The organism is Salipaludibacillus agaradhaerens, from assembly GCF_002019735.1.
Classification (GTDB): domain Bacteria; phylum Bacillota; class Bacilli; order Bacillales; family Salisediminibacteriaceae; genus Salipaludibacillus; species Salipaludibacillus agaradhaerens.
This window is the reverse complement of record NZ_KV917378.1, coordinates 1,223,402-1,245,723: the sequence shown is the minus strand read 5'-3', so window position 1 is coordinate 1,245,723 and position 22,322 is coordinate 1,223,402. Positions and strand designations below refer to the sequence as shown.

At 40.1% G+C, this 22,322-nt stretch carries 22 protein-coding genes, 1 pseudogene and 1 riboswitch; of the genes and pseudogenes, 11 read left to right on the top strand and 12 right to left on the bottom strand.

What is annotated here, in order from left to right; genetic code table 11:
* The first annotated feature begins 3 nt into the window (after window positions 1-3).
* The 8 genes from BK581_RS06010 to BK581_RS20220 all read left to right on the top strand — a co-directional run bounded on the left by BK581_RS06010 (window position 4) and on the right by BK581_RS20220 (window position 10,454).
* A complete protein-coding gene (locus BK581_RS06010) occupies window positions 4-3,804 on the top strand; it encodes a tape measure protein (protein ID WP_078577324.1) in 3,801 nt (1,266 codons plus the stop codon).
* On the top strand, window positions 3,805-4,662 hold the full coding sequence (locus tag BK581_RS06005; protein WP_078577323.1) for a phage tail family protein: 858 nt from the start codon (window positions 3,805-3,807) through the stop codon (window positions 4,660-4,662).
* A gap of 64 nt (window positions 4,663-4,726) precedes the next feature.
* Window positions 4,727-5,881, top strand: coding sequence for a hypothetical protein (locus BK581_RS06000; RefSeq protein WP_078577322.1), 1,155 nt, complete (start codon window positions 4,727-4,729; stop codon window positions 5,879-5,881).
* Window positions 5,881-8,568, top strand: coding sequence for a Gp37-like protein (locus tag BK581_RS05995; RefSeq protein WP_078577321.1), 2,688 nt, complete (start codon window positions 5,881-5,883; stop codon window positions 8,566-8,568). Before BK581_RS06000 ends, BK581_RS05995 begins: the two co-directional genes overlap by 1 nt.
* On the top strand, window positions 8,558-8,698 hold the full coding sequence (locus BK581_RS20055) for a hypothetical protein (protein WP_169837568.1): 141 nt from the start codon (window positions 8,558-8,560) through the stop codon (window positions 8,696-8,698). Before BK581_RS05995 ends, BK581_RS20055 begins: the two co-directional genes overlap by 11 nt.
* The gene (locus BK581_RS05990) at window positions 8,695-8,916 is read left to right on the top strand and encodes a hypothetical protein (protein ID WP_078577320.1); all 222 of its coding nucleotides are present in this window, start codon (window positions 8,695-8,697) and stop codon (window positions 8,914-8,916) included. Before BK581_RS20055 ends, BK581_RS05990 begins: the two co-directional genes overlap by 4 nt.
* 63 nt (window positions 8,917-8,979) lie before the next feature.
* Window positions 8,980-9,447 (top strand): phage holin family protein, encoded by a 468-nt coding sequence (locus BK581_RS05985; protein WP_078577319.1) that lies wholly within the window; start codon window positions 8,980-8,982, stop codon window positions 9,445-9,447.
* A complete protein-coding gene (locus tag BK581_RS20220) occupies window positions 9,447-10,454 on the top strand; it encodes an N-acetylmuramoyl-L-alanine amidase (protein WP_078577318.1) in 1,008 nt (335 codons plus the stop codon). The genes BK581_RS05985 and BK581_RS20220 overlap by 1 nt, the downstream gene beginning before the upstream one ends.
* Before the next feature lie 133 nt (window positions 10,455-10,587).
* Here BK581_RS20220 and BK581_RS05975 read toward each other — a convergent pair whose 3' ends face one another.
* The 7 genes from BK581_RS05975 to BK581_RS05945 all read right to left on the bottom strand — a co-directional run bounded on the left by BK581_RS05975 (window position 10,588) and on the right by BK581_RS05945 (window position 13,308).
* The gene (locus tag BK581_RS05975) at window positions 10,588-11,046 is read right to left on the bottom strand and encodes a hypothetical protein (protein ID WP_078577317.1); all 459 of its coding nucleotides are present in this window, start codon (window positions 11,044-11,046) and stop codon (window positions 10,588-10,590) included.
* 50 nt (window positions 11,047-11,096) lie between these two features.
* Complete coding sequence (locus BK581_RS05970; RefSeq protein WP_078577316.1) at window positions 11,097-11,519, bottom strand: hypothetical protein; 423 nt, start codon at window positions 11,517-11,519, stop codon at window positions 11,097-11,099.
* Window positions 11,520-11,570: 51 nt separating this feature from the next.
* Complete coding sequence (locus BK581_RS05965) at window positions 11,571-11,780, bottom strand: hypothetical protein (RefSeq protein ID WP_078577315.1); 210 nt, start codon at window positions 11,778-11,780, stop codon at window positions 11,571-11,573.
* A 100-nt stretch (window positions 11,781-11,880) separates the two neighbouring features.
* Window positions 11,881-12,099 carry a hypothetical protein gene (locus tag BK581_RS05960; RefSeq protein ID WP_245828910.1) on the bottom strand — a complete coding sequence of 73 codons (219 nt, stop codon included), beginning with the start codon at window positions 12,097-12,099 and terminating at the stop codon, window positions 11,881-11,883.
* Entirely contained in the window at window positions 12,077-12,592 is a 516-nt protein-coding gene (locus BK581_RS05955) for a hypothetical protein (RefSeq protein ID WP_078577314.1), read from the bottom strand. Before BK581_RS05955 ends, BK581_RS05960 begins: the two co-directional genes overlap by 23 nt.
* On the bottom strand, window positions 12,592-12,987 hold the full coding sequence (locus BK581_RS05950; RefSeq protein ID WP_078577313.1) for a hypothetical protein: 396 nt from the start codon (window positions 12,985-12,987) through the stop codon (window positions 12,592-12,594). The genes BK581_RS05955 and BK581_RS05950 overlap by 1 nt, the downstream gene beginning before the upstream one ends.
* A 114-nt stretch (window positions 12,988-13,101) precedes the next feature.
* The gene (locus BK581_RS05945) at window positions 13,102-13,308 is read right to left on the bottom strand and encodes a hypothetical protein (RefSeq protein ID WP_078577312.1); all 207 of its coding nucleotides are present in this window, start codon (window positions 13,306-13,308) and stop codon (window positions 13,102-13,104) included.
* A gap of 91 nt (window positions 13,309-13,399) precedes the next feature.
* On the opposite strand from BK581_RS05945, the pseudogene BK581_RS05940 reads away from it, so the two are divergent.
* A pseudogene (locus BK581_RS05940) lies at window positions 13,400-14,668 on the top strand (SpoVR family protein); the annotation flags it as partial.
* Window positions 14,669-14,717: 49 nt separating this feature from the next.
* Here BK581_RS05940 and tenA read toward each other — a convergent pair.
* The 4 genes from tenA to BK581_RS05920 form a co-directional block, all read right to left on the bottom strand.
* Complete coding sequence (tenA, locus tag BK581_RS05935) at window positions 14,718-15,383, bottom strand: thiaminase II (protein WP_078577310.1); 666 nt, start codon at window positions 15,381-15,383, stop codon at window positions 14,718-14,720.
* 226 nt (window positions 15,384-15,609) lie between these two features.
* A riboswitch (TPP riboswitch) is annotated at window positions 15,610-15,713 on the bottom strand.
* A 206-nt stretch (window positions 15,714-15,919) separates the two neighbouring features.
* On the bottom strand, window positions 15,920-16,750 hold the full coding sequence (gene pgeF / locus BK581_RS05930; protein WP_078579868.1) for a peptidoglycan editing factor PgeF: 831 nt from the start codon (window positions 16,748-16,750) through the stop codon (window positions 15,920-15,922).
* A 164-nt stretch (window positions 16,751-16,914) separates the two neighbouring features.
* Entirely contained in the window at window positions 16,915-17,100 is a 186-nt protein-coding gene (locus tag BK581_RS05925) for a hypothetical protein (protein WP_078577309.1), read from the bottom strand.
* 441 nt (window positions 17,101-17,541) lie between these two features.
* A complete protein-coding gene (locus tag BK581_RS05920) occupies window positions 17,542-17,760 on the bottom strand; it encodes a hypothetical protein (protein WP_169837566.1) in 219 nt (72 codons plus the stop codon).
* 1,208 nt (window positions 17,761-18,968) lie between these two features.
* Between BK581_RS05920 and BK581_RS05915 the strand changes: the two genes are divergently transcribed.
* Together BK581_RS05915 and BK581_RS05910 are read left to right on the top strand one after the other, a co-directional pair.
* Window positions 18,969-19,280 (top strand): hypothetical protein, encoded by a 312-nt coding sequence (locus BK581_RS05915; RefSeq protein ID WP_078577307.1) that lies wholly within the window; start codon window positions 18,969-18,971, stop codon window positions 19,278-19,280.
* Window positions 19,281-19,333: 53 nt separating this feature from the next.
* Complete coding sequence (locus BK581_RS05910; protein ID WP_078577306.1) at window positions 19,334-20,317, top strand: aldo/keto reductase; 984 nt, start codon at window positions 19,334-19,336, stop codon at window positions 20,315-20,317.
* Window positions 20,318-20,429: 112 nt separating this feature from the next.
* On the opposite strand, the gene BK581_RS05905 is transcribed toward BK581_RS05910, so the two are convergent.
* Window positions 20,430-22,130, bottom strand: a complete 1,701-nt coding sequence (locus tag BK581_RS05905) for a M3 family oligoendopeptidase (protein ID WP_078577305.1) — start codon at window positions 22,128-22,130, stop codon at window positions 20,430-20,432.
* Window positions 22,131-22,322: the final 192 nt, after the last annotated feature.

The window sequence follows — 22,322 nt, the reverse complement described above, 5'->3', positions numbered from 1 at the left end:
TGATTGGACGGAAAAATCTCGATAAAAATCGAAGTGGATGGAAGAGAGGTCAACGTAGCGGCTAAAGAATTAGAGAGGTTAGAAGAATCCGGCCTTAGAACAGGAAAAGGGATTAAAGCAGCTGAGGGGAGTATGGACAGCCTCAGTGATAGCAGCGCCAAAACAGCGTCTAGCGTTAGAGGGGCAGAAGGGGCGATTGATGCTCTTGGTGATAGTGGAGCAAATACCAGTCGAGACCTAAAAGGTGCTGAGGGTGCTATCGACGGACTTGGAGACAGTAGCTCAAAAGCTGGGTCGAGTGTCAAAGGTGCTGGTGATGCTATCGATGGTTTAGGAGACAGCGGCGCCGATGCTAGTAAAAGTTTAAAGGGAGCCGAGGGGTCTATTGATGGATTAGCTGATAGTAGCGCTGATGCATCATCTAGCGTCAAAGGGGTATCAGATAGTTTAGATGGCGTATCCGATGACTCTCAGCAAGCATCTGGTGATATTAAAAAGTTTGCAACTGCTATTGGTCTTGTTGCCATTTCAGCTGCTGCGTTTGGTGTGCTTAAATCCTCCATGGATGACGCTATTAGCCGTTTTGATACACTTAACCAGTTCCCTAAAGTGCTACAGGCTTTAGGAGTGTCGGCAGAAGAATCCGAGCAGGCCATGAGTAAACTATCAGACGGTATTGATGGCTTGCCTACAAAACTTGACGAGATAGCTTCCAACGCTCAGCGCATGTATACCTCATTTGGCAACATGGATGAGGCTACTGACACCGCATTAGCTCTAAATAATGCGTTACTTGGGTCGGGTGCTAGTGCTGCTCAAGCTCAACGAGGGACAGAGCAATATATTAAGGCGCTACAAACAGGGCAGTTTGACATGAATACGTGGAATACCCTCTCCGAGACGATGGATGTGGGTCTTGTTAAGATTGCCGAGGGTTTTGGTTATGCGGGTAAAAGCGCCAAAGACGACTTATATAAAGCGCTACAAGATGGAACTGTAACGCTCGATGACTTTAACGATAAATTGATTGAGGTTGGTACAGGAACCGGTATCATGGCGGAGTTGGCCAAAGAAAACAGCTTAGGGATTGCAACATCATTAGGTAACTTGCAAAATGCAGCGGCTAGGGGAATTGCAAACATTATTGATTCGTTAAATAAACTTGCAGAAGCAGTAACGGGAAAGGACATTGCTCAAAATATTGATAGTTTGAAAGATATTGTTATGGAATCGTTTAATTTAATGTCCTCTGCTATTGAAGCGACTACTCCTGTCGTTAAGCTTTTTGCATCAGCCATTAGTGCGGCTATACCTGTTGTACAAGCCCTATCGCCAGCTATTATAGGGTTGGTAACTGCTTATGCAGCCTATACAGTGATAACAAAAGCTAGTGCTGCAATACAAGCATCAAATGCGGTTCTAAAGGTGGCGATGGGATCAACTCAAGCTTTAACTTTAGCTACAAAAGCTCAAATGACAGCACAGTTTGCATCAACAACAGCAACGAAGGCTCAAACAGTGGCAATGGCAGCACAATCCGGGACAATCAAATTAAGCACGTTAGCAATGGGTGTCATGACAGGGCAGATTGGTCTATTAACAGCTGCTAAGGTTATAGGCACAGCGGCTGCTACTGCATTTGGTGTTGCTATTAGATTTATGCTAGGTCCTATAGGTTGGGTGACTGCTGGGATTGGCTTGCTTGTTACGGCAGTAATTGGAGTAGTTAAATGGTTTAATAGGACAAGCAAAGAGGCAGAAAGATTAAATGACGAAGTTGAAGAATTGGGCGGATCAACTCAAGCTTTAAATGATAGTGTTGATAGCTCATCCGAAGCTTATAAAGCTAATCAAACAGAGATTAATGCGAGCGCTAAAGCAAATGACGAATTAGCGAAAAAAATTGAAGAATTAGCTGATAAAGAAAATAAATCAGCATCTGAGAAAGCGATGCTTAACTCATATATCGAAGAGTTGAATGGATCCGTAGAAGGTCTAAATCTCGCATACAGCGAAGAGGCGGACGCTTTAAGTATGTCCTCCGAAGAATTGCAGGCAAGAATAGATTTAATGAAAGAGCAAGAGACAGCACAAGAAGCTCAAAGTAGATTAACAGAGATTTTAAAAGAGCAAGCGGAAGTCGAGGAAAAACTTGCTGAAACGAACGCTCTCCGTGAGGAGTGGAACGAAAAACTAGAAGAGGGAAGCGTCAAAGGTAGAGAACATAAAAAAGCTATTGAGGAATTAGACGAACAGGAAGAGTTACTAAAAGAAACGAATGCCGAACTCGCCTTACAATATGAACAAACTGAAGAACAGATGACAACGTCTATTGAAGCGATCACAGAAGCCACAGAAAACGGTGTTAGTAATCAGATAATCGCATTTGAGGACTTGTCGGAATCACAACAAGCAACTGTGGAATCCATGAAATCCACCTGGGAAGATTACAAAGATGCTGCTACAGATATGTTTGATACGCTCAGCGACGAAGCAGAACTCACTGTCGAAGAAATGACAGCTAACTTGGAAGAGAATCAACGTATTATCGGTGAGTGGGCCGAAGGAATCGCAACACTTGCAGAACGTGGTGTTGATGAAGGGTTATTAGAAACTTTAAGAGATGCAGGACCTGAATCAGCTGGGCATGTCAATGCGTTAGTCAATGCGTCAGACGAAGAACTAGAGGGATTAAGTGAAGCTTTTTCAAAAGGCGGGGAAACGGCCACAGATGCATTGAGTAAATCGCTAGGAATCGAAGAATCTGGCGTGATGGAAGCTGTAGGACATTTAGTGACGGATACAGAGGATACACTTAGCCAACAAATAGAATCTGCCGATTTTAAATCTATCGGTAATGCCGTCCCAGATGGTTTGGCTGATGGTATTGATCAAGGATCAAAAAATGCTGAGAACTCATCTAAACAGATGGCTGACGATACGACAGATGCAGCTAAAAAAGCATTGGGTGTCAACAGCCCCTCAAGAGTATTTATGGACATTGGAACAAACGTCACAGAAGGTCTAGTCCTTGGGATCAACAACGGTACATCAAAGGTTATCCAAGCTGTCCAAAAGATGTTTGATTTTGTTTTAAAAAGCTCGGATCAAAGTTTTCAAAAGATCTCTAAAAATCATGACAAAGCTGTTAAAGATATTGAAAACTCTCTTAACAAGTTGCCGGTTATCACTCACAAAGCTATGAGTAATATGATGACTAGGCTATCAACTGGCACACGGATGCAATTACAACTAATGCAGTCATTTGCCCGCAATTTAACTAGACCTTTTAATAGATTGCCAAGCGATTTTAATAACATTGGCCGCAACGCTATGTCTGGCTTAAACGCTGGTCTTAATGCTGGTAGAGGTCAAGTGATGTCTACAGCTCGTAATATCGCAAACAGCGTAGCTAACACCATGCAAAAGGCGTTAAAAATAAACTCACCATCACGATTAATGCGTGATGACGTTGGTAAATGGATACCCGAGGGGATTGCTGTAGGGATTAGAGATAATGCCAAGTCAGTGTATAAAGAGCTAGATAACCTATCAAACGGAATGATCATGACATCGACTCCCGAGGCGGCTTTGGGTACATCAAGGATGAGGTATGCGAGCGGTGGTAACCAAATTGTTAACGCCCTTAAAAACTTTCAATCACCTGCAAGTGGCGGCAGTAATCGCACATACTCGCCAAATATAAATAATTATTTTACACCGGCAGAATCGACACCTAGTGAGTCGGCTAAAAAACAAAAACAGCAGCAACAACGTCTGGCAATGGAATGGGGGTTTAGATGATTGTTTAAACTAATCTATACTAATTCAGCTAATCAGTCTATTGAGCTCTACGAGGCTCCATATCGTTTAATTAACGTAGAGGGGTTAGGTGGCACAGAGGTTGATGTCCAAACACAAAAATCACCTTATCAGGACGGGTCTACCTACGTAGACTCAGTTTTAGAAAATAAATCAATTGAAATTCAGATAAAGATAACAGGAAACGATGAATCAGACCTTACTATTAATCGCCGTAAGATATCATCTATATTTAGTCCAAATCTAGGCATGGGAGTGCTTAGATTTATTAATGACGAGGGAGAAAAAGAAATAGATGTTGTTGTCGAGGCAGTCCCCTTTTTCCCCGATGGCTCGACAAACAGACAAAGAACATTTCAAAAGGCGCTGATTCATTTGCAGGCGCCTGACCCATATTGGCGTGACCCACTCGAAGTATCACGGACGCTTGTAGCGTTTGCTGGTACTTTTTCTTTTCCGTTACGTTTTCCGTTGCGCTTTGGCACCCGTGGGGATAGTGAGGTCTTAACAAATACAGGAGACGTCACTACACCAGTAAAAATTAATATACAAGGCCCTGTAGAGGTCCCGCAAGTCATCAACGAGACAACAGGAGAGTATATACGGGCTAATGTTAATTTACTCGGCGGCGACATTTTGCACATTGACACCAATAAAAACCACAAACGTGTGGAGATATATCGAGGTAACAGTGTCATCAATGCATTTGGTTATTTGGACAGAACATCCGATTTATGGAGCTTAGTCCCTGGCGACAACGTGATTAAGTATAGCGCTAATAGAGGGCGCCGTGATGGTGCTGTTGCTATTGCTTGGCATAACAGATATTTAGGAGTTTAAAAAGATTATAAACCATGAGAGCGCCCATGTGGGTGCTTTTTTTATTGGATAAGGGAGTGAGACGATGTTTCAACATTCTAGATTTTTTGATCCTACTGAGGGTGATAATCGAGAATATGCAGCGGATGACTTTGCGCAATTTTTTACGAATTTTCTTGGTAATGGTTTTTTTAACGGACTGAGTATATCCGCGAATGATAGTATGACCGTCACTGTATCAAGTGGGGCAGCATTTATTGAGGGGTATCAATATACAAACGGTAGCAGTTTAGATTTAACGCTAGATAGTGCAGATAGTACACAAGATCGCATTGATCGCATTGTGTTGCGCTTAGATAAGTTTGGGGATCGATATATACGGGCGTTTGTTAAAAAAGGCGAGACAGCAACAAATCCTGTGCCACCAGAATTAACACGTAATGACTATTTTTACGAGCTATCACTAGCGAAAATAAAAGTAACCGCCGGTAAATCGTACATTGACTCTACGCAAATAACAGATGAGCGTGGAGATCACGATGTGTGTGGTCGTGTGCAAGTTGCTCGGACAGTACAAGACCAAATCAACACCGTTGACGTTAGACAGCCGTCTCATGCGCCAGACCGATACGCTGAGGGGATTGTCCAGTTTTACACGAGTGGTGATAATTTAGCTTTATGGCTTGGTAGTATTGATATAGACTACCAAAATATCTATGGCAGATCATCTGACCAGTTAAGAGCTTACGTCCATACAGTCGCAAATCGTACAAATACAGCCGTGCAAGAGATTACTATTTTTGACTGGGCGTATCAACGTAACTATCAAATCTATGGCGTTTTTAGACGCGCGTCTAATGCAATCGGGGCGTCTGTCGCTTGGGGTGATTGGGTCGAAATTCCTGTGGTTGTGGATTCCGGGACCTTTAATCAAGGTAATGGGCGTTGGAAAAAATATTCTGACGGATGGATGACTATCAATTTCCAAGATACAGAAGAGTTGCGGACAAATACAACATCTGGTGCTCTTTACTATAATCTTAAAAGGTTTGATTATCCACAAAGTTTCATTGAGAGGCCGATTGTTACCCCTGTATTACGCAATATACCGGGGTCTTCTTATGTTCAATTCCCAGGAGTGCGCACCCTTACTGCCACCTATGTAGAAATATATCAAATATGTACGACAGCCGATAGACCGGGCTTATTAGGCTACAAGGCGGAGGGTAGGTGGCGTTAATGGAAATAAGGGTATATACGCCAGATGTGGAGTGGTTACACGAGACGAGTCAATTTATTAGTTTACGTTACACTCAGAGCGCTTACGGTATAGGTGATTTTGAGTTGCACATTAATCAATACACTGTAGGGCTTCAACATTTTAAAAAGGGTCATCTGCTCATCTTTGATAAAGAGGGTAAAAAAGCCGCCATTATTCGACACGTCGAGCGAGCGCTGGACGTGTCGGGTAAAATCTCGGAAAACATTGTCATCCGTGGGTCGATGCTTAAAGGTGTCATAAATCAGCGTAAAACTGTGCCGCCCGAGCATACGAGTCACGACCGTAAAAGCGGGACTGCTGAGGAAGTGATGAAGCATTATATTACTAACCACTTTATTCATCCTGCTGATCCTGCCCGTAAAGTGCCGCACTTTGAAGTTGCACCAAATAAAGGACGAGGCGAGCACATCAGTTGGGAATCAAGAAACCGTAACGTAGCAGAGGAATTAGAAAACATCGGGAAAAGCACAGGACTAGGGTGGACGGTTTATGTGGATGTCGTTAGGCGTGTATGGGTCTTTGACGTCATTGAGGGAAAAGACCTTACGGAGAGTAACCCAGCAGGCAACACGCCTGTGTTTTTTTGCCCTGACTGGCACACGGTGAGTACGCAAAACTTTGTTGACTCTGATCTCGAGTATAAAAATGTTGCTTATGTCGGTGGACAAGGTGAGGGTGTGGAGCGCCTTATTATTGAGATAGGGGAGGCAGAGGGGTGGGATCGCTTTGAAACGTTTGTGGATGCTCGTGACGTTGGAGGCGAGGATGAAGATGGAGAAGAAATAACTGAAGAAGAAGAAATCGAAATCCTTACCAACCGTGGAAAAAAGGCGCTCGAAGAACTCGAAACGCAATTATTTTTAGAAGCGCAAATCCTAACACCTGTGACAAGAGAGAATCCAAACACAGGAAAAGTAAGTGTAGAAACGCCGTTTGAGTATGAAAAAGACTTTAACCTTTGCGATATTGTCCAAGTGTATAACGCTAATTGGGGCGTAACAATGCGAGCGCCAATGACAGAGTTTACTGAGATTTATGAGGGCAATGGTTTTACCTTAGAGGCTACCTTTGGTGAGTCTCGTCCCACTTTAATTAGTCAATTACGTAAAAAGTTTAGACAGTTAGAGGACCCTGACTATCAAGAGGCAACAGCTAAATATACACGCATTGAGGCTGAGAGAGTGCGCCAAGAGGCACAGGAAGGATTATCGGAAGAAGAGCAAAAACGCATACAGCAGGCGCAAAAAAACCTCAACAAGGCGTTTGAGGAGGCGAAACGAGCGGAACAAGACGCTAAAGACTATGCTTATGAGCAAGATGGATATCGCCAAGAGGATACACAACACTACGCCGATGAGCAAGATCAAAAAGTCGAGGACAGATCACGGGACTACACAGAGGATAAAACGCAGGAGGCTGAGGATAACTCTCGCCATTATACGGATGAGCAAAAAGATGAGGTTATCCAGATAACCGACGATAAGATAACCGAGCAAAGTGACCGCATTACAGACGTAAAGGCAACAGTAGATATATTGGACGGTGAAATAGACCTGCGAGTCAAAGAAGATGAGATCATCCAATCAGTTAATCTGTCCACGGAGGGCTTAAAAATAGATGTTGATAAAGTGGCAATAAGTGGCGATGTAGAAATAATTAACGGGGAGTTAAAGGTCACTCACTTATCAGCCGCCACGGGTACATTTAGCGGTACTATTGACGCCGCAACAGTCGATGGTGTGCAAATAAACAGCGCAAACATTGATATTGCGGAGAGTGTTTATATCGGTAACAATCTCGTTTTGCGTGACTTTGGCGACGAGGGCGGTTATCGAGGGATATTATTTGAGCGTAACGACGGATCGGGCGGCGCCTCTATCTCGAGCTCAGATGGGGATCATTTATCAGTCGATGCATCGGAGTTGTGGGTTTATGCCAATCGTATTGATGCCGGAGTGGATATCCTACGGATAAGGGGTGGGATTGAGGTCGACGGACTTGGCATCTACGGTAATAGTGATAACGGTATAACATTTGCTAATGGCCATAAAATCGGTTATCAAAATAATGATAATTGGACTTTTTACGGCAATCGGTCAGCTGGTATCCCTTTCCACATCCGATCGCATGCAAACGGGGAATCGTTTAGAAACGATCTCATTGTTACCTCATTAGGTAATATCCAATGTCCAAACGCTTACACCAATACAACAGCATCAAGCCCTAACGTGCAAATTAACAGCAATGGTACACTAGCACGATCTACCTCATCACGTAAATATAAAAAAAATATTGAGGACTTAGACCCAGACATTTGCGATAAAGTGCTACAATTGCGCCCGGTCTGGTATCGTCCAAAAGAAACGCCGGAATGTCATGATTTTGACTGGTCATATGCGGGCTTGATAGCCGAAGAAGTGCACGAGATAGAGCCTCGTCTTGTACACTATAAGACTACAAAATTAACAGAGGACGGCGAGTCCGTTAAACTAGAGACTCCAGAGCCGGACGGCGTGCAATATGACAGGATCGGTGTTTATTTGTTAGGAATCGTCAAACGACAACAAGATCAAATAATAGAGCTTGAGCGTAAAGTTGCAAACTTAGAAATAGCAGTATATGGAGGTGATAATATTGGACATTGATGTAAATCAAGTGATTGATGAGCTATCTTTAAAGATAGCAAAACTGGAAAAAGAAAATGCCATCTTGCGAGTACAAAATAAACAACTTACTGAGAGATTGAGCTCAGCGAAGGGGAGTGGAGAGGAATGATCCAAATTACTAGCATTAATACACGGTTTAGAGACGGTCAAATATCAAGCGTTGACGTAAGATTTAACTTTAGAGGTTTTAATGGTCGTGTGGACTCAAATACAAGAATTGAGATGACACCAGAAGAATATGCAGGAAATGAGCCGATTGACAAGCTCATGGTAAAGGTTAAAGAAATGTTAATTGAGTCGTTACAAGAGGAAGACGCTGCCGAGTAGGTAGGGTTATTTTTTATGCCCACAGAGAGAAAAAGGGGGATCGTACTCTAACTAAAAAAGGAGATGAAAACATTGATAGGAGGAATTGATTTGGAACATTTAGAAGTTGCAAGGTTGTATTTATTCGGGGAAGTAAAGTTTTTAGATTTACTTATGTTATTGATGGCGGTTGATATTGTCACGGGGGTAAGTAAGGCCATCAAAAATCAAAATTTATGGAGCCGTAAGTCTCTCTTTGGTTACGCTCGAAAGCTATTAATCTTTGGTGTGATCATTGTCGCAAATGTCATAGATCAGATTTTAGGATTAAACGGGGCTGTTACTTATGCCACCGTTCTTTTTTATATGGCGAGCGAAGGATTATCGATCGTTGAAAACATGAGTGAGATGGGGGTTTTAGTGCCACCAGGCATAGCAGACAAGCTGCACGTGATTAAAGAAAAGCAATCAATAGGCGAAGAAGTGCAGGAAGAGTTTACGATCAATCAAGATAAGCAAGTCAAAATCAAAGTTGAAAAGGATGAGGTATAATGACTAAGATTTTTATTGATCCAGGGCATGGCGGCTCCGATCCGGGAGCTGTAGGAAATGGGCTACAAGAAAAAGAACTAGTATTAAAAATAGCTAAAAGACTGGCTGAAATATTAGAACGATTGGACGGTGTGGAAGTTCTTCTCAGTCGTACAGATGATAGGTTTTTATCGTTATCAGAACGTGCTAGAATGGCCAACGAGTGGGGCGCCGATTATTTTATTTCCGTTCACATTAACGCTGGCGGTGGCGAAGGATATGAGTGTTATATCTTTAACGGCAATGTATCTGACGCCACGAAGGATAATCAAGACGCGATGAATACAGAAATAGTCAAGATCACAGAATGGTTTAACCGAGGGAAAAAACGAGCTAACTTCGCCGTACTAAGACAAACTAACATGCCAGCTATCTTGACTGAGAATGGATTCATCGACAATTCAAGCGACGCTAACAAGCTGAAAGATAGTGCGTTTTTGGATAAAATCGCACAGGGTCACGCTAACGGTATCGCGAAAATATTTAATTTGTCTGGGGGCAGTTCTAGCGCTCCTAGTAAACCAAGTAAACCTAAAACATCCAAACCTAACAACTCAAACAGATCAACAAACAAAGCATCAGGCACGATCGCCACTATCCAGAGGACGCTTAATAGCCGATATAGATTGAGTATATCGGTCGATAACTTGTTTGGGCCTCAAACAAAAGGGGCGCTAGTCAAAGGACTTCAAACAGAACTTAATAGACAGTTTAACCGTGGACTTACAGTTGACGGTATTTTTGGGCCTAAAACACGTAGAGCATGTGTGACAGTCCGGCAAGGGGCAAGAGGAAACATCACATGGATTCTTCAAGCTATCCTACATTGTAAAGGAACGAGCCTAGGAGCGATAGACGGGATCTTTGGATCCAAAACAAGAAGCGCCGTCCGTACTTTCCAACGACAAAATAATTTACAAGTTGATGGGATTGCAGGCCCTCAGACGTTTCAGATGTTGTTTAAGTGATAGAAAAAGAGCCCTCACACTTGGTGGAGCTCTTGACTTTTTTATTAAATACGTGCTATCTTTTAGACATGGTCGCGCTCCTAGAGGGCGCGTGGATTGAAATGCTTTTACTAGTATTTAGACTGGCCCCTGCTCATTGAGTGGGGGTTTTGTCTGTGTTTTCGTTGGATGCCGAGACCTCCTGTATCAATTCTTTAACTCTAGGGTAAAACCTCTCGCTTTCATCTTCCCCAAGCCAAATCGTGAACGTAGGCTCTTCGCCCTTTTCAAACGAGTAGAAATAGTCTTCTTCTCGCCAATCTCCGTCTATGTGGACGACATGTCCACTGCCAGTAGTCCACATAAAGCGTAACATGCCTACGTGATCAGCCCCCCCATTTGGGTGACATCTAACTCTATTAACTATTAGAGTTACCCTAGACTCTGATGGACCGTCTTGGTCATCGTATAAAGTTACATTTACGTTTGAGGTTGGGGCTGACGGGAAGACCAGATAGGACAATCCGATCAACTTCGGGAAGTTGAAGCTTTCTCCGAACATCTCTATAATATCTGAAACTGAGTCAAATCCTTTGATTTCAAAGTTTTCCATTTCCATTCCCCTTCTGCCCGTCACCTTTGCGTGACTGCGGCGGTTTTGTCTTATATCTCGTAACCTTGATTTAGTACAGGGATAACAACACTCTCATTAATTGCCAAGTTGGCATTGTCTAAATCTGCGTACGTCAAATATTCTTTTTTGCTCGCATCCTCTATTTGTTCTCTGACATATTCCTTTGTGTCAGGGTCTAGTTCTATCGGTTGCGGCTTACTTCCTAGCCAATAATTAAAGTTCTTTGCTATTAAGTTGTAAAATAGTTTTCTTTTATTTACTTTGATTAATTCTGATGAAACATCTTCTCTAAATGCGCCTTCGGCAATTACTTGTTCGAAGGTTTCTTCTATAGAATACCCCTCCCCGAATTCGTCATAACTTCGGGTCCCGTACAAGAATTTATCCAAGAAGTAATTAACTAAGTTTGGCTCGTGTCCTAATGTTTCATAATTTTTGTGTTCAATGTACATTTCCATTCCCCTTTCGATCCCGCCGTATACGCCCGACGGGTGGCGTTATTTTTATATGCTGATTGTATTACCCATGCCGTCTTCCCAACCGTTCACATCTTCTCCGTTGTCTAGGTCTTTTATTATTTCTTCCATGTCCTCGATGTCATTAGGCGTGATCGTAGCAATTATCTCTCCACCTGCGATAACATCAAACTCGTGTAAATCTCCATCAAATTCCTTTTCTACAACCTCATAACCTTCTCGTTTCCATTCTCTCATTTCAATCACTCCTTTAGTTTTTTTATTACGTTATCTCTTGTTGTTAATTACATTGTAACACGTATATAATAACATGTAAATAATTATATGCAATTTATTTTTATTTTCTTTTATTCGCTCTATAATGCTCAAGGTCAGACTTTAAATAAAGCCTTGTTTTTCGTGTTTCGCCAAACTCAACAAAAGGGACAACTTTTCGTGTTGCTACAGACTGGTTAAAGCCTGTCACTGATTGATCTGTGATTTTTCGCGCTTCATCTTGCAAGCACAAATTTTCTTCAATCCATTTTTTTATTTCATCTGTTGTCATCTTGTCCATTTTCTTTTCCCTCCAATTTTTTAATATACGGGTCGTAATATTTTAACTCCGCATCTTTACGCAGTTTGATAGCATCGTTTATATCTGTAGAGCTACCTAAATACTTTCGTTTACCATTAACAGATATATAAGCTTCATAACGCACCTTTCCACGTCTAATCCTCTTAGATACACCTTTATGCCCTGTTTCACTATCAGAGCGCACTTTTTTAGTGAGTAATGGGACGTGTATACCCTCTATAGATTTATTTATCCATAGTTTATTTCTGGCGTTTTCTGCTTGCGATTGTCTGGCGCAACCGCATGAAATTGTTTCTCCGCGCCTTAAAGAGGTAGCGTTGGCTTTAAAGGTATTGCCACACTCGCACTTACAATGCCAAAGAGCACTCCCGTTTTTAGTTCTGCCACAGCGTTCTAATGCTGTTAGCTTGCCAAACTTTTTATTTTTTAGATCGAGAGCGTTTTTGGGGACTCTCTTATTTGGGTTATCCATTAAGCGACAGCGCCTTTAACAGCGTCGATGCTAATTTTGCTTACTTTGCCACCAGACACTCTAATAAAATAACGCTCTCCGCCATCGCAAACATCATAAATACCTGCTACTAATTCAAAATGTTTTTCTGTCCAATTCTCGTCATATGCCTCTACAAACTGACGAGAGAAGTTATAAGTAGGGTGAGTACCGTTGATTTTAGCAACCCAAGATTTATGTTTACGGCTACCCGATGATGTGATAATTTTAACTTTTTTAGATTTACGCTTTACATTTTTACCTGCAATGTACCAAGCAATTTTAAGTGACTCTGACATATAATCTTTTGAGCTACCGCCGAATTTTTTAGCGCCTTTATTAGCAAGTCTCCATGCAATATTCATAATTCTTTTCACTTTAACCGCCTCCGTTTAATTTGCTGTTATATATAACATAACATGCAATTAATTATATGTAAAGTAAATTTGAAAAGTTTTTTGAAAAATAAAAAAGCCAGCCTCTCGGCTAGCTCATTCAATTTTCCTCAACGCCACATCTTTTGTCTTATCCTTATCCCACCAGATGAGTTTCTTTTCCACAAGGGCATCAAGTACCTCGTCTAAGTCTCTGGGCGTTTTACCTGTGAATTTAAGTAAATTGCTATATTTGGTGTTCTGATCTTTTATATGCTTGTGATTAAATACAATACGGTACACTTTACGTTCTGCGTCTGTCATGTTATCACCTCATCATTATTTTACTCAGATTGAGCGACAAAGACAAGAACATAAGTTCCCGTACAAGTTTGTGGTTTCATTAGTATGATTCTTTGCTAAACAATTCCATAAAATGAAATTGCAATATGATTTAGGGCTGAGTAAAATATATGAATTAGTGATCAATTCAGATCCTTGCTACGCTTTTTTACTTGATACGAACTCACTTATTCAGAATAAGTTGATCATTGCCCATGTGTTGGCACATTGCGATTTTTTTAAAAACAATGCTCGCTTTGCTCATACGAGGCGAGATATGGTTGAAAGTATGACTGCCACTGCGGAACGAATTCATCATTACGAAATGGTGCATGGTAAAAAAGAAGTCGAAGTTTTTCTTGATGCGGTATTGGCTATACAGGAGCATATTGATCCGAGTATCCAGCGTTCAAAATTAAATTGGACGATGGAAGATGTTTGGGTAGAATTAGAAAATGAGAATGATAAGGGAGTAGAGACTCCTTATGATGATTTATGGCAGTTAGATAAAGCTAAAAAGGATGTTCAAACGGTTAAGAAACCTAAAAAGAAAAAACAGTTTCCACCAGAACGAGAAAAAGATCTTTTATTATTTATTGAACATTACAGTAAGGAGCTTGAAGATTGGCAGCGAGATATTTTAACCATGATGCGTGAAGAGATGCTCTATTTTTGGCCACAATTAGAGACGAAAATTATGAATGAAGGATGGGCAACTTATTGGCATCAAAGGATTTTAAGAGAAATGGCATTGACGTCTGAGGAGGCAGTGGAGTTTGCAAAGTTAAATGCTGGCGTGGTACAGCCGTCAACCACACAGATTAATCCTTACTACCTTGGATTGAAGATTTTTGAGGATATTGAAAAGCGTTATGATAACCCAACGAAACATATGATTGAAAAACAAAGAATTAAACGAGGAAGTGGGCGGGAAAAGATTTTTGAAGTAAGAGAAATTGAATCAGATATTTCCTTTATCCGCAATTATTTAACGAAAGAATTGGCAGCCGAAGAAGATATGTATTTATTTCAAAAAGAAGGTAAAGAGTACAAAATCATTGATAAAGAATGGGAGCATATACGTGACCAGTTAATTTCAAGCAGAGTTAATGGAGGGTTTCCCTTTATTAATGTCGTAAATGGTGACTATCTTAAGGCGGGTGAGCTTTATTTATCTCATGAGTATGAAGGAGTAGAGTTGGATACGACATACTTGGAAAAAACGCTACCTTATATTTATCAACTTTGGGGAAGACCTGTGCATTTAGAAACAGTTTTAGCTGATAGAGCTATCGTGTTTTGTTGTGATGGTAAAAAAATTAATAAACGATACGTAACATGAGAGAAGAGTTCCGGGGAGAAAAAGCACGCCCCGGAATTTTTTGTATGATTTAAACAGGCCAAGCTTGTTCTGTATAAGCCATGTCAAAGAACATATATTCCATTTTGCAGCCGTTTATAAAATGCTGGCGCATTCTTTCACATTCAGCTTCACCAGCATCTTCAGCAAGCTCATCTAGCCATCTCAATGTTTTAGTAATGCTTGGCATTTCTAGATTGCCGTAGAAAGAGATCCAAGGATAGAAAGGGTGACTTTCATCAGGTTTTACGTCGTTCATAAGTCGTTCTCCGATGTCCAAGTAGATCCATGGACAAGGGAGTGCCACAGCCAGCGCTTCTCCTAAGGTGCCGCTTTGGGCTACTTGTAGCATGTAACGACTATAATGGTGGGCATTTGGTGCAAGATTTTCGCCTTGGAGCGCCTCATAGTCTACACCTGCTACATGACAAAAATTATGATGTGGGTGGGTTTCATCGGCTAAAATGAATGAAATGCCTTCATTTAGTAAAGCCATTTTTTCTCTATCCGTGCACTTAGCCATCGTATATGCTCTCGTTTGTATCATGGCGTTCAAATACTCGAAATCTTGTTTAACGTAGTGAATAAGCTGGCCCTTTGACAATTCTCCCTTGCCGATCCCTTGTACGAAAGGGTGATTATAGCAAGCATCAAATAAGTGATTCGTTTCTTTCCGAAGTGTGGTTGTAAAACTCATTATTTGCCTCCTTTAAAATGAGACAAAATCCAACTAGAGAAGGTCATTCAGCTAGGCTTAATGAAGATTAGGAGAGGTGAAATAGACGAATAGAATACTAGGCGTCACAAAATATTGTATTTTAAGACACCAATATTATTAACGGACGAGGTGTAAAACAAAACGTCATTCCTTCAAAAGGAATGACGTGATCAATAACTATCCAAGTCTCGCTAAAATAAACTGAGTTATCGCTACGCCACTTTCCTACGCTAGTATGAACTAGATCAGGTTCAAAGGGATTAGGATTACTACCTATCTCAGCCCAAAAAGGCACCCCTAGTGGATTTTGTCTATGAAATTATACGTTTACTTTACCATGACTTCCCAGGAAATTCAATGCGATATTATTTGTTTTCTGAATTTTTGATGAAAAATGTATCTATCGCACCTTACCTAAAAGAAACGAATGTCTCGCTTTTGTTACGTGTATGCTTTACGGTTCGTTCATGGAAAGGAAGCTGCTGGATAACATATTAATATGCTATATCGCGAATTCAGGTATTTTTAAAACCGATGAAACTAAGCATTCTACCAGTTTTTCCGTTATCCCTTCGATGGGAAAAAAATAAACTCTTTTCACAACTGGTACAGTACTGTGAGACGAGAATGTTAGCTCTATCAATACCAGCATTCAGTAGTAACAACAAATTTAGTTTTTTTAAATCAAGACTGTATTGATCATGACTTACTTTTTCATAAGGTGAATTCGAAATTTGGCTAGAAGAGAGTATGTCATTAACTTCCTTAATGACTCTGTCATCTACCATATAGCAACAAGGGCCGATTGACGGCCCTATAGCGGCGTAAATTTCAGTGGGAGGGATAGATTCGTTAATTTTCCAAAGTTCCACCATCTTCCCAGCGATGTTTTTAACCGATCCTTTCCAGCCAGCATGAGCGATGCCGATTGTATGATGTTCAGGAGCCATATAATAAATTGGGACGCAATCTGCATAGCAAAGGGCAAGGAGGGTATTCGTTTCTGTCGTGTAAAAACCGTCTGTTCCTTTAATACTGTCCTGATAATTGAGTGTCCCGTATCCTGTAAGGTCTTTTGATATTTTGACAATATGATCTTCGTGTACTTGCTCAGCACATGCCCAGTTTTCTAATGGAAATTGGAGTAAATCAGCTAGGAGTCTACGATTTTCTCTTACATTAAGATTCGTATCATTAACGTGCAGACCAAGATTATTTGAGGTGAAAGCGCCGCTGCTTGTACCACCCCGTTTTGTTGTAAATCCAGCTAATATATTCGGTGAGAGGTTGTTCCAGTCTTGCAAAAAAGTTATTGCATCTGTTTGCATTTGAAATGGTTCTTTTATCATGCCCATATACTCTCCTTAAAAATAACATCTATATTATGTGAAGAAGGATCAACCGTTAATAGTCAATTTAGTGTATGCTTGGGCTAGCCAAAAAGTGTGAACAATGAAAAGAGTGGAGAACTGTCCTTTCTATGTTTTTCTAACAAATCATAGAGGGAACATTACTTTTTTTTCTCATTAGCACCATACATATCATAAGCTTTTTGCGTGTTTTTCCGAGCAGTTTTTTTAGTTGATTGTTTTAATTTATAAACAGTAAATGAAGCGGCAGCAAATACGATTATCATTGCAATATAAGCGTATCCCATACCACTGTCAGAAGGGTCTGGCACAGTGAAAATATCCATATCAAACGCCCCCCTTTCTAAAAATCTTTATTAAATTTATTATAACAAGTTTAGCGGATTTTTTCCTTTTTTAACGAGTTCACGTTATCTTTTAGGGGTTAAGGGCTTAATACACAGGCGATCACTCCTAATACTGGGAAGATGAAAATAGCTAAAAGTATTTCCTGATAACCATCCAAAAGATCAAAAACAAGCCCGAAGCAAGGGGATCGAATGCTGAAGCCATAACAGTGACGGCGGTGGCAAATCCTTTAATACTTCCGATATGTTTTCTCCCGAAATAATCTGGCAGGATCACGGAGATGGAAATCCTTTCAATTCCCCCCGATCAGTCCCCAATAACATCGGAGGCCAGGCCCCACATTTAAAAATGGGTAAAATAAAGCAAAAGAATAAACCCAATTTGTCCTACAAAAACAAAAGCAAACATCTGATTTACTTTCATACATTCCATTGCAAATCCTGCATGGTGATTGGGAAAACGGCAATAGCCATTAGGCTTAATACAAAAGCGGCGCCTGCTGGAGACACCCCTCTGAGGTTAAGAATAGATACTAGATGAAATGTTAAACCTTTATTTATCATTGAAGGAATATCGATGCAAAGAAGAATTAGCCAAAATTGTAGCGTTGCCATGGCCTCTTTAAGTGTCCGCGACATGTCTCTTCACGCCATCACGAACTAGTTGCTGTTTTAGTGTGCTTACTATATTTGTTATCCAGCAGTCCCCCCATATCTTCGGGTTTATTTCCCATCATAAAGTAAACGGCTGGAGCAAAGATAACTAAAATCAATGCTCTTAAAATTCTCTACGCATTTTCCTATCTGTATTCATTAATTAACTAAGAATTAAAGGGAGAGAATAGTGTAGAAACGGAGAAAGCCACCGATCATTATTAAGCTGAAAGCACGCCCACGTTTTTCAATAAACCATTAGGGGATTGGGACTAGAGTCATAGATCCTTGTCCTAGCAACCTAATTAGGAAAAAGCCAATGAAGAGTATCCATGGGCTTATAACGAAGCTATTCCAAATACAAACTACAAACGAGAAGAACACTGACGGTAAGTGACATGCGCCTTTCTCCAAATCTGTCTATTGAATTTCCTAGAAGAAACAGCAGGAATCCAGCCTGCTGAATAAAGCTCGGAAACGAGAGAGGGATCCCAATTGAAGTTCAAAATATAAAAATCAATAAAGATCGCGTTAGAGTAAGTTTGATTAGATATGGAAAAAATAGGCTCATTACACCTATAAATACGATGTACCAGCCATAGAAAATGAGGGACGGAGCTGATTTTCTGGTTGTTTATCTATCGTAGTCATATCCTTTCATGTTAAGCTTTAAGGAGAAAATAGGCCATGTATTTGCATCACAACCTTGAAATAATAGGATTTAGACAAACGAAAAAACACCTAACGGATAGGTGTTTTTGAAAGGGGTTTCATACGTGCGATCCAGCTGTTTGAAACAAGAAATACGTTACTTTCCATTAAACAGGGGGCTTCCTTGCATGTATAAGCTCATTTAACAAGCTAAGCAAAGAAATGACCCATAATAGCAAAGAAGAAGACAATACTAAACCCTAAAAAAGTTTTTTTCAATGCAGCTCCCTCCTTTAAAAAAAGTGTTTTAAGCTCAAAATCAGCCTTAAATGTGTATATAACATCCTAAATAGAAATTAAATGATTTCATCACTCTATAACTCATTATATCGGCATTTTAATATATATATCGCTGTATGTGAAGAGGTTTTTAATTATTTTCTTGAGAAAAATATCGACATATTTTTATGTGGTTTATTTAGAAGGTCACGATGCATGTGTGATACATTATTGTCAAACGAACGACAAAAAGGAGGAAGTTGATGACTCTGCTTGCCACGCAGCCTTATTATAAGGTTGAAAGAGAAGTAAACAGTATCGAACAAAAGAATGTAGAATATGAAAGAATGATGTATTTGTATAAAGATAAGCTTGTGACGAAGCGACGGGAATTTCCTGCTGAGAAGATCTTTGACATGTCATATAGGGAACTTCCGGGAGGTGAAGGGCTACTTTATATTCATACGAGTCAAGGGGTATTCTCTTACACGGTAAAGTCAGATCCATTCCCTTTTATCCAAACATTTAAAAAACGAGAGAAAGAGATTTTGGATGAGTTAAAGAAAGAGGACTAATTCAGCAGGTGAGAAGGGCAAGGTTGTTCATGGGAGCCAAAAAGGAGGATATAATGAACTATCGCCGTTTGGGAAGTACAGATTTAAAGCTTAGTGAATTAAGTTTCGGCACGTGGGCCATCGGTGGGGCGTGGGGGAAGACGAGTGATAGAGAGGCCCTGGAAGGATTAAATAAGGCGATTGAGCATGGTGTTAATTTTTTTGATACAGCCGATGTTTATGGGGAGGGACGTAGTGAAAAATTATTAGCTAAAGCTACAAAAGGAAAAAAGTATGACATCTATATTGCAAGCAAATTTTGTCGTTCAGGAGATATCCATGATCCTCTAACTTATTCAGAGCCTTCCGTTCGAAAGTACCTTGAAAACTCCCTTAAACGCCTTAACCGAGAGTACATTGATTTATATCAGATTCATTGTCCACCAATTAAGATTTTGCAGGAAGGTAATGTGTTTGATGTGCTTGATAAGCTACAAAAGGAAGGGAAAATTCGCTATTACGGTGTAAGTGTTGAAACAGTGGAAGAGGGATTACTTTGTCTAGATCAGCAAAATGTAAGAGCTTTGCAAGTTATTTTTAATATTTTTAGGCAAAAACCAGTAGTGAATTTGTTCCCGAAAGCAATTGATAAAGGGGTAGGCATCTTGGCAAGAGTACCTTTAGCTAGCGGGCTATTAACTGGGAAGTTCTCTGAAGGACATCAATTTTCAGAGGATGATCATCGTCATTTTAATAAAGATGGGGATCAATTTAACGTAGGAGAAACATTTGCAGGCATTCCCTTTGATAAAGGGGTAAAATTAAGCAAAGAGTTAGCGTGGATCGCTCATGAGAGGGAGAGTATGGCAACTGCTGCATTGAAGTGGATATTAGAGCACCACGCTGTTTCCACTGTCATTCCAGGCTTTAAAACAGCTGATCAAGTTGAAAGGAACTTAAAAGCTGTTCACGAAAAGAAATTTTCTCAGAGAGAGATGACGAGGCTTGCAGAATTCTACAAACATGATGTACATGATTATATACGAGGACCCTATTAATAAGGAGTTTTGAAACAAGCCTAATTAGGAGTGGAGGGTTAAGAGGGGAAACACTCCTACTTCCCCCCTTCTTACTTTAAAACACACAAAAAGCGGTTATACGATGATGACGTTAGTTTAAGTCAGTCACTGCCGCCAGCTCATCTTCTAGAAAATCCATCAAATTTTTAATCATAGTTTCTGAAAAGTCAAAGGAAATTCCTGCAACAGCATAAACTTCTGGTAGAGAACAGGAGGCACCAAGCTTAAGAGCCTTTTTGTAATTTTCCAACGTTCTTTCTCGATTCTCGCGATATTGTTTATACATTTGCAGTGCACCTAGCTGGGCAATCACATACTCAATAAAATAAAATGGGACTTCATAAATGTGAAGGATACGCATCCAAGAATTTTCAGCCCATGTTTCGTAGCCACTCCAATCAACAACCGAGGAATTGTAATATTTTTGTAACTCGAAAAATTTAGCATTTCTTTCTGCGATTGAATGTGTTGGATTTTCATAAAGCCAATGTTGGAATTGATCGACCACAACTCCCATAGGTAGAAAATTAATAATCCCTTTTAATAGCTCTTTTTTGGCACGAATGAGGTCGGTTTTATTCTCGTAAAACTCATGCCAATGGTCCATTGAAAATAGCTCCATACTCATACTAGCTAATTCACTTGACTCCATTGGTGTGTCACGATATTTACTTAACTTCAATTCTTTTTTTAAATCATTATGAATACAATGGCCCATTTCATGAAGAAGTGTAATGATATCATCGTGTGTTTGTGATGCATTCATAAATATAAATGAAAGCTTTGAAACTGGTAGTGGTGAACAAAAGCCTCCAGGGGACTTTCCTTTTCGTGTTGTCAAATCAAGCATATAACGTTCATCCATTGTTGTTAGTAGATCAGCAAATCGGCTATCCATTTTAGAAAGAATGTTAGTGGTACGTTGAACGAGCTCATCTCTCGTATTAAAGGGTTTCAATGGATGCTCGCCTTTCGCCACACCATTCGTGTCCCATGGACGGTAAAGGTCAACACCTAATTCACTTTTATGAGCCGCTTGAAGCTTTTCTTTAAGGGGAGTGACGTGTTTACGTACCGCTTCAGCCAATGTGTTGCAGTCTTCTGGCGTATAGTCAAACCGTTCGTATTTTTTAAACATATAGTCCCGATAATTAGATAACCCTGCATTTCTCGCTTTTTTTTGTCTAATCTGAATGAGGTCATCCATAATTTTCTGTAAGGGAGTTTCAATTATTGTAAAAGCTTCTGCGATGTGAGAGAAAGCCTCTTTTCGAACAGCCCTTTCATCATTTTCCAAATAAATAGAGAGCTCACTCAAAGTTTTCTCTTCTCCGTGCCAATCCACTGTTAAACGACTTGTATGTTCGAAATAATGAGTGGCTAATAGGTCCTCTTCGACTTCAAAAGCGATATTTTCCTCTCTAAATAGTGCCTTAGCATTCTCTTTACTTTTAATAAATTGCGTATAATGGCTTGAATCAAGCTCTATTTTATAAGGAGAAGCAAGAAATTTCTCATCCAAGAGAGCACTATATTTTTTAACTAAAGGTTCAATTGTTTGCTGATCGTATTCAAATTGCTTTTTTTTCTCTTCGGATTGGCTATAGCATTGGAAATCTATGTAATGACCTGTTAACCCCTCTTCTATTTCATCAAAAAATATTGATTGTTGAATGAGCCAATTTTCTAGGCTTTTGACTGAATCAATAGGTGTATCAAGCAGTTTTTTAAACACAGTTTCAATGGCTTTAGGCCTCTGGAAATCAATTTTTTCCTCATAAAAGTTAGCCATGTTTCGTCCTCCTTAAATTTTTAGTGCTCCTTTCTACAAGGATAATATAGATCATGATAAACGTCTAAAGAAATATTAAATAAACCTATAAAAGAAAGCGTCAATGCGAATAAGTCGTTTCGAGACCTTTTACGTGTACTAGAAGGTAAATGCAAACGGGATAGCTATAAATGTAAAATTAAAAGTGATTGA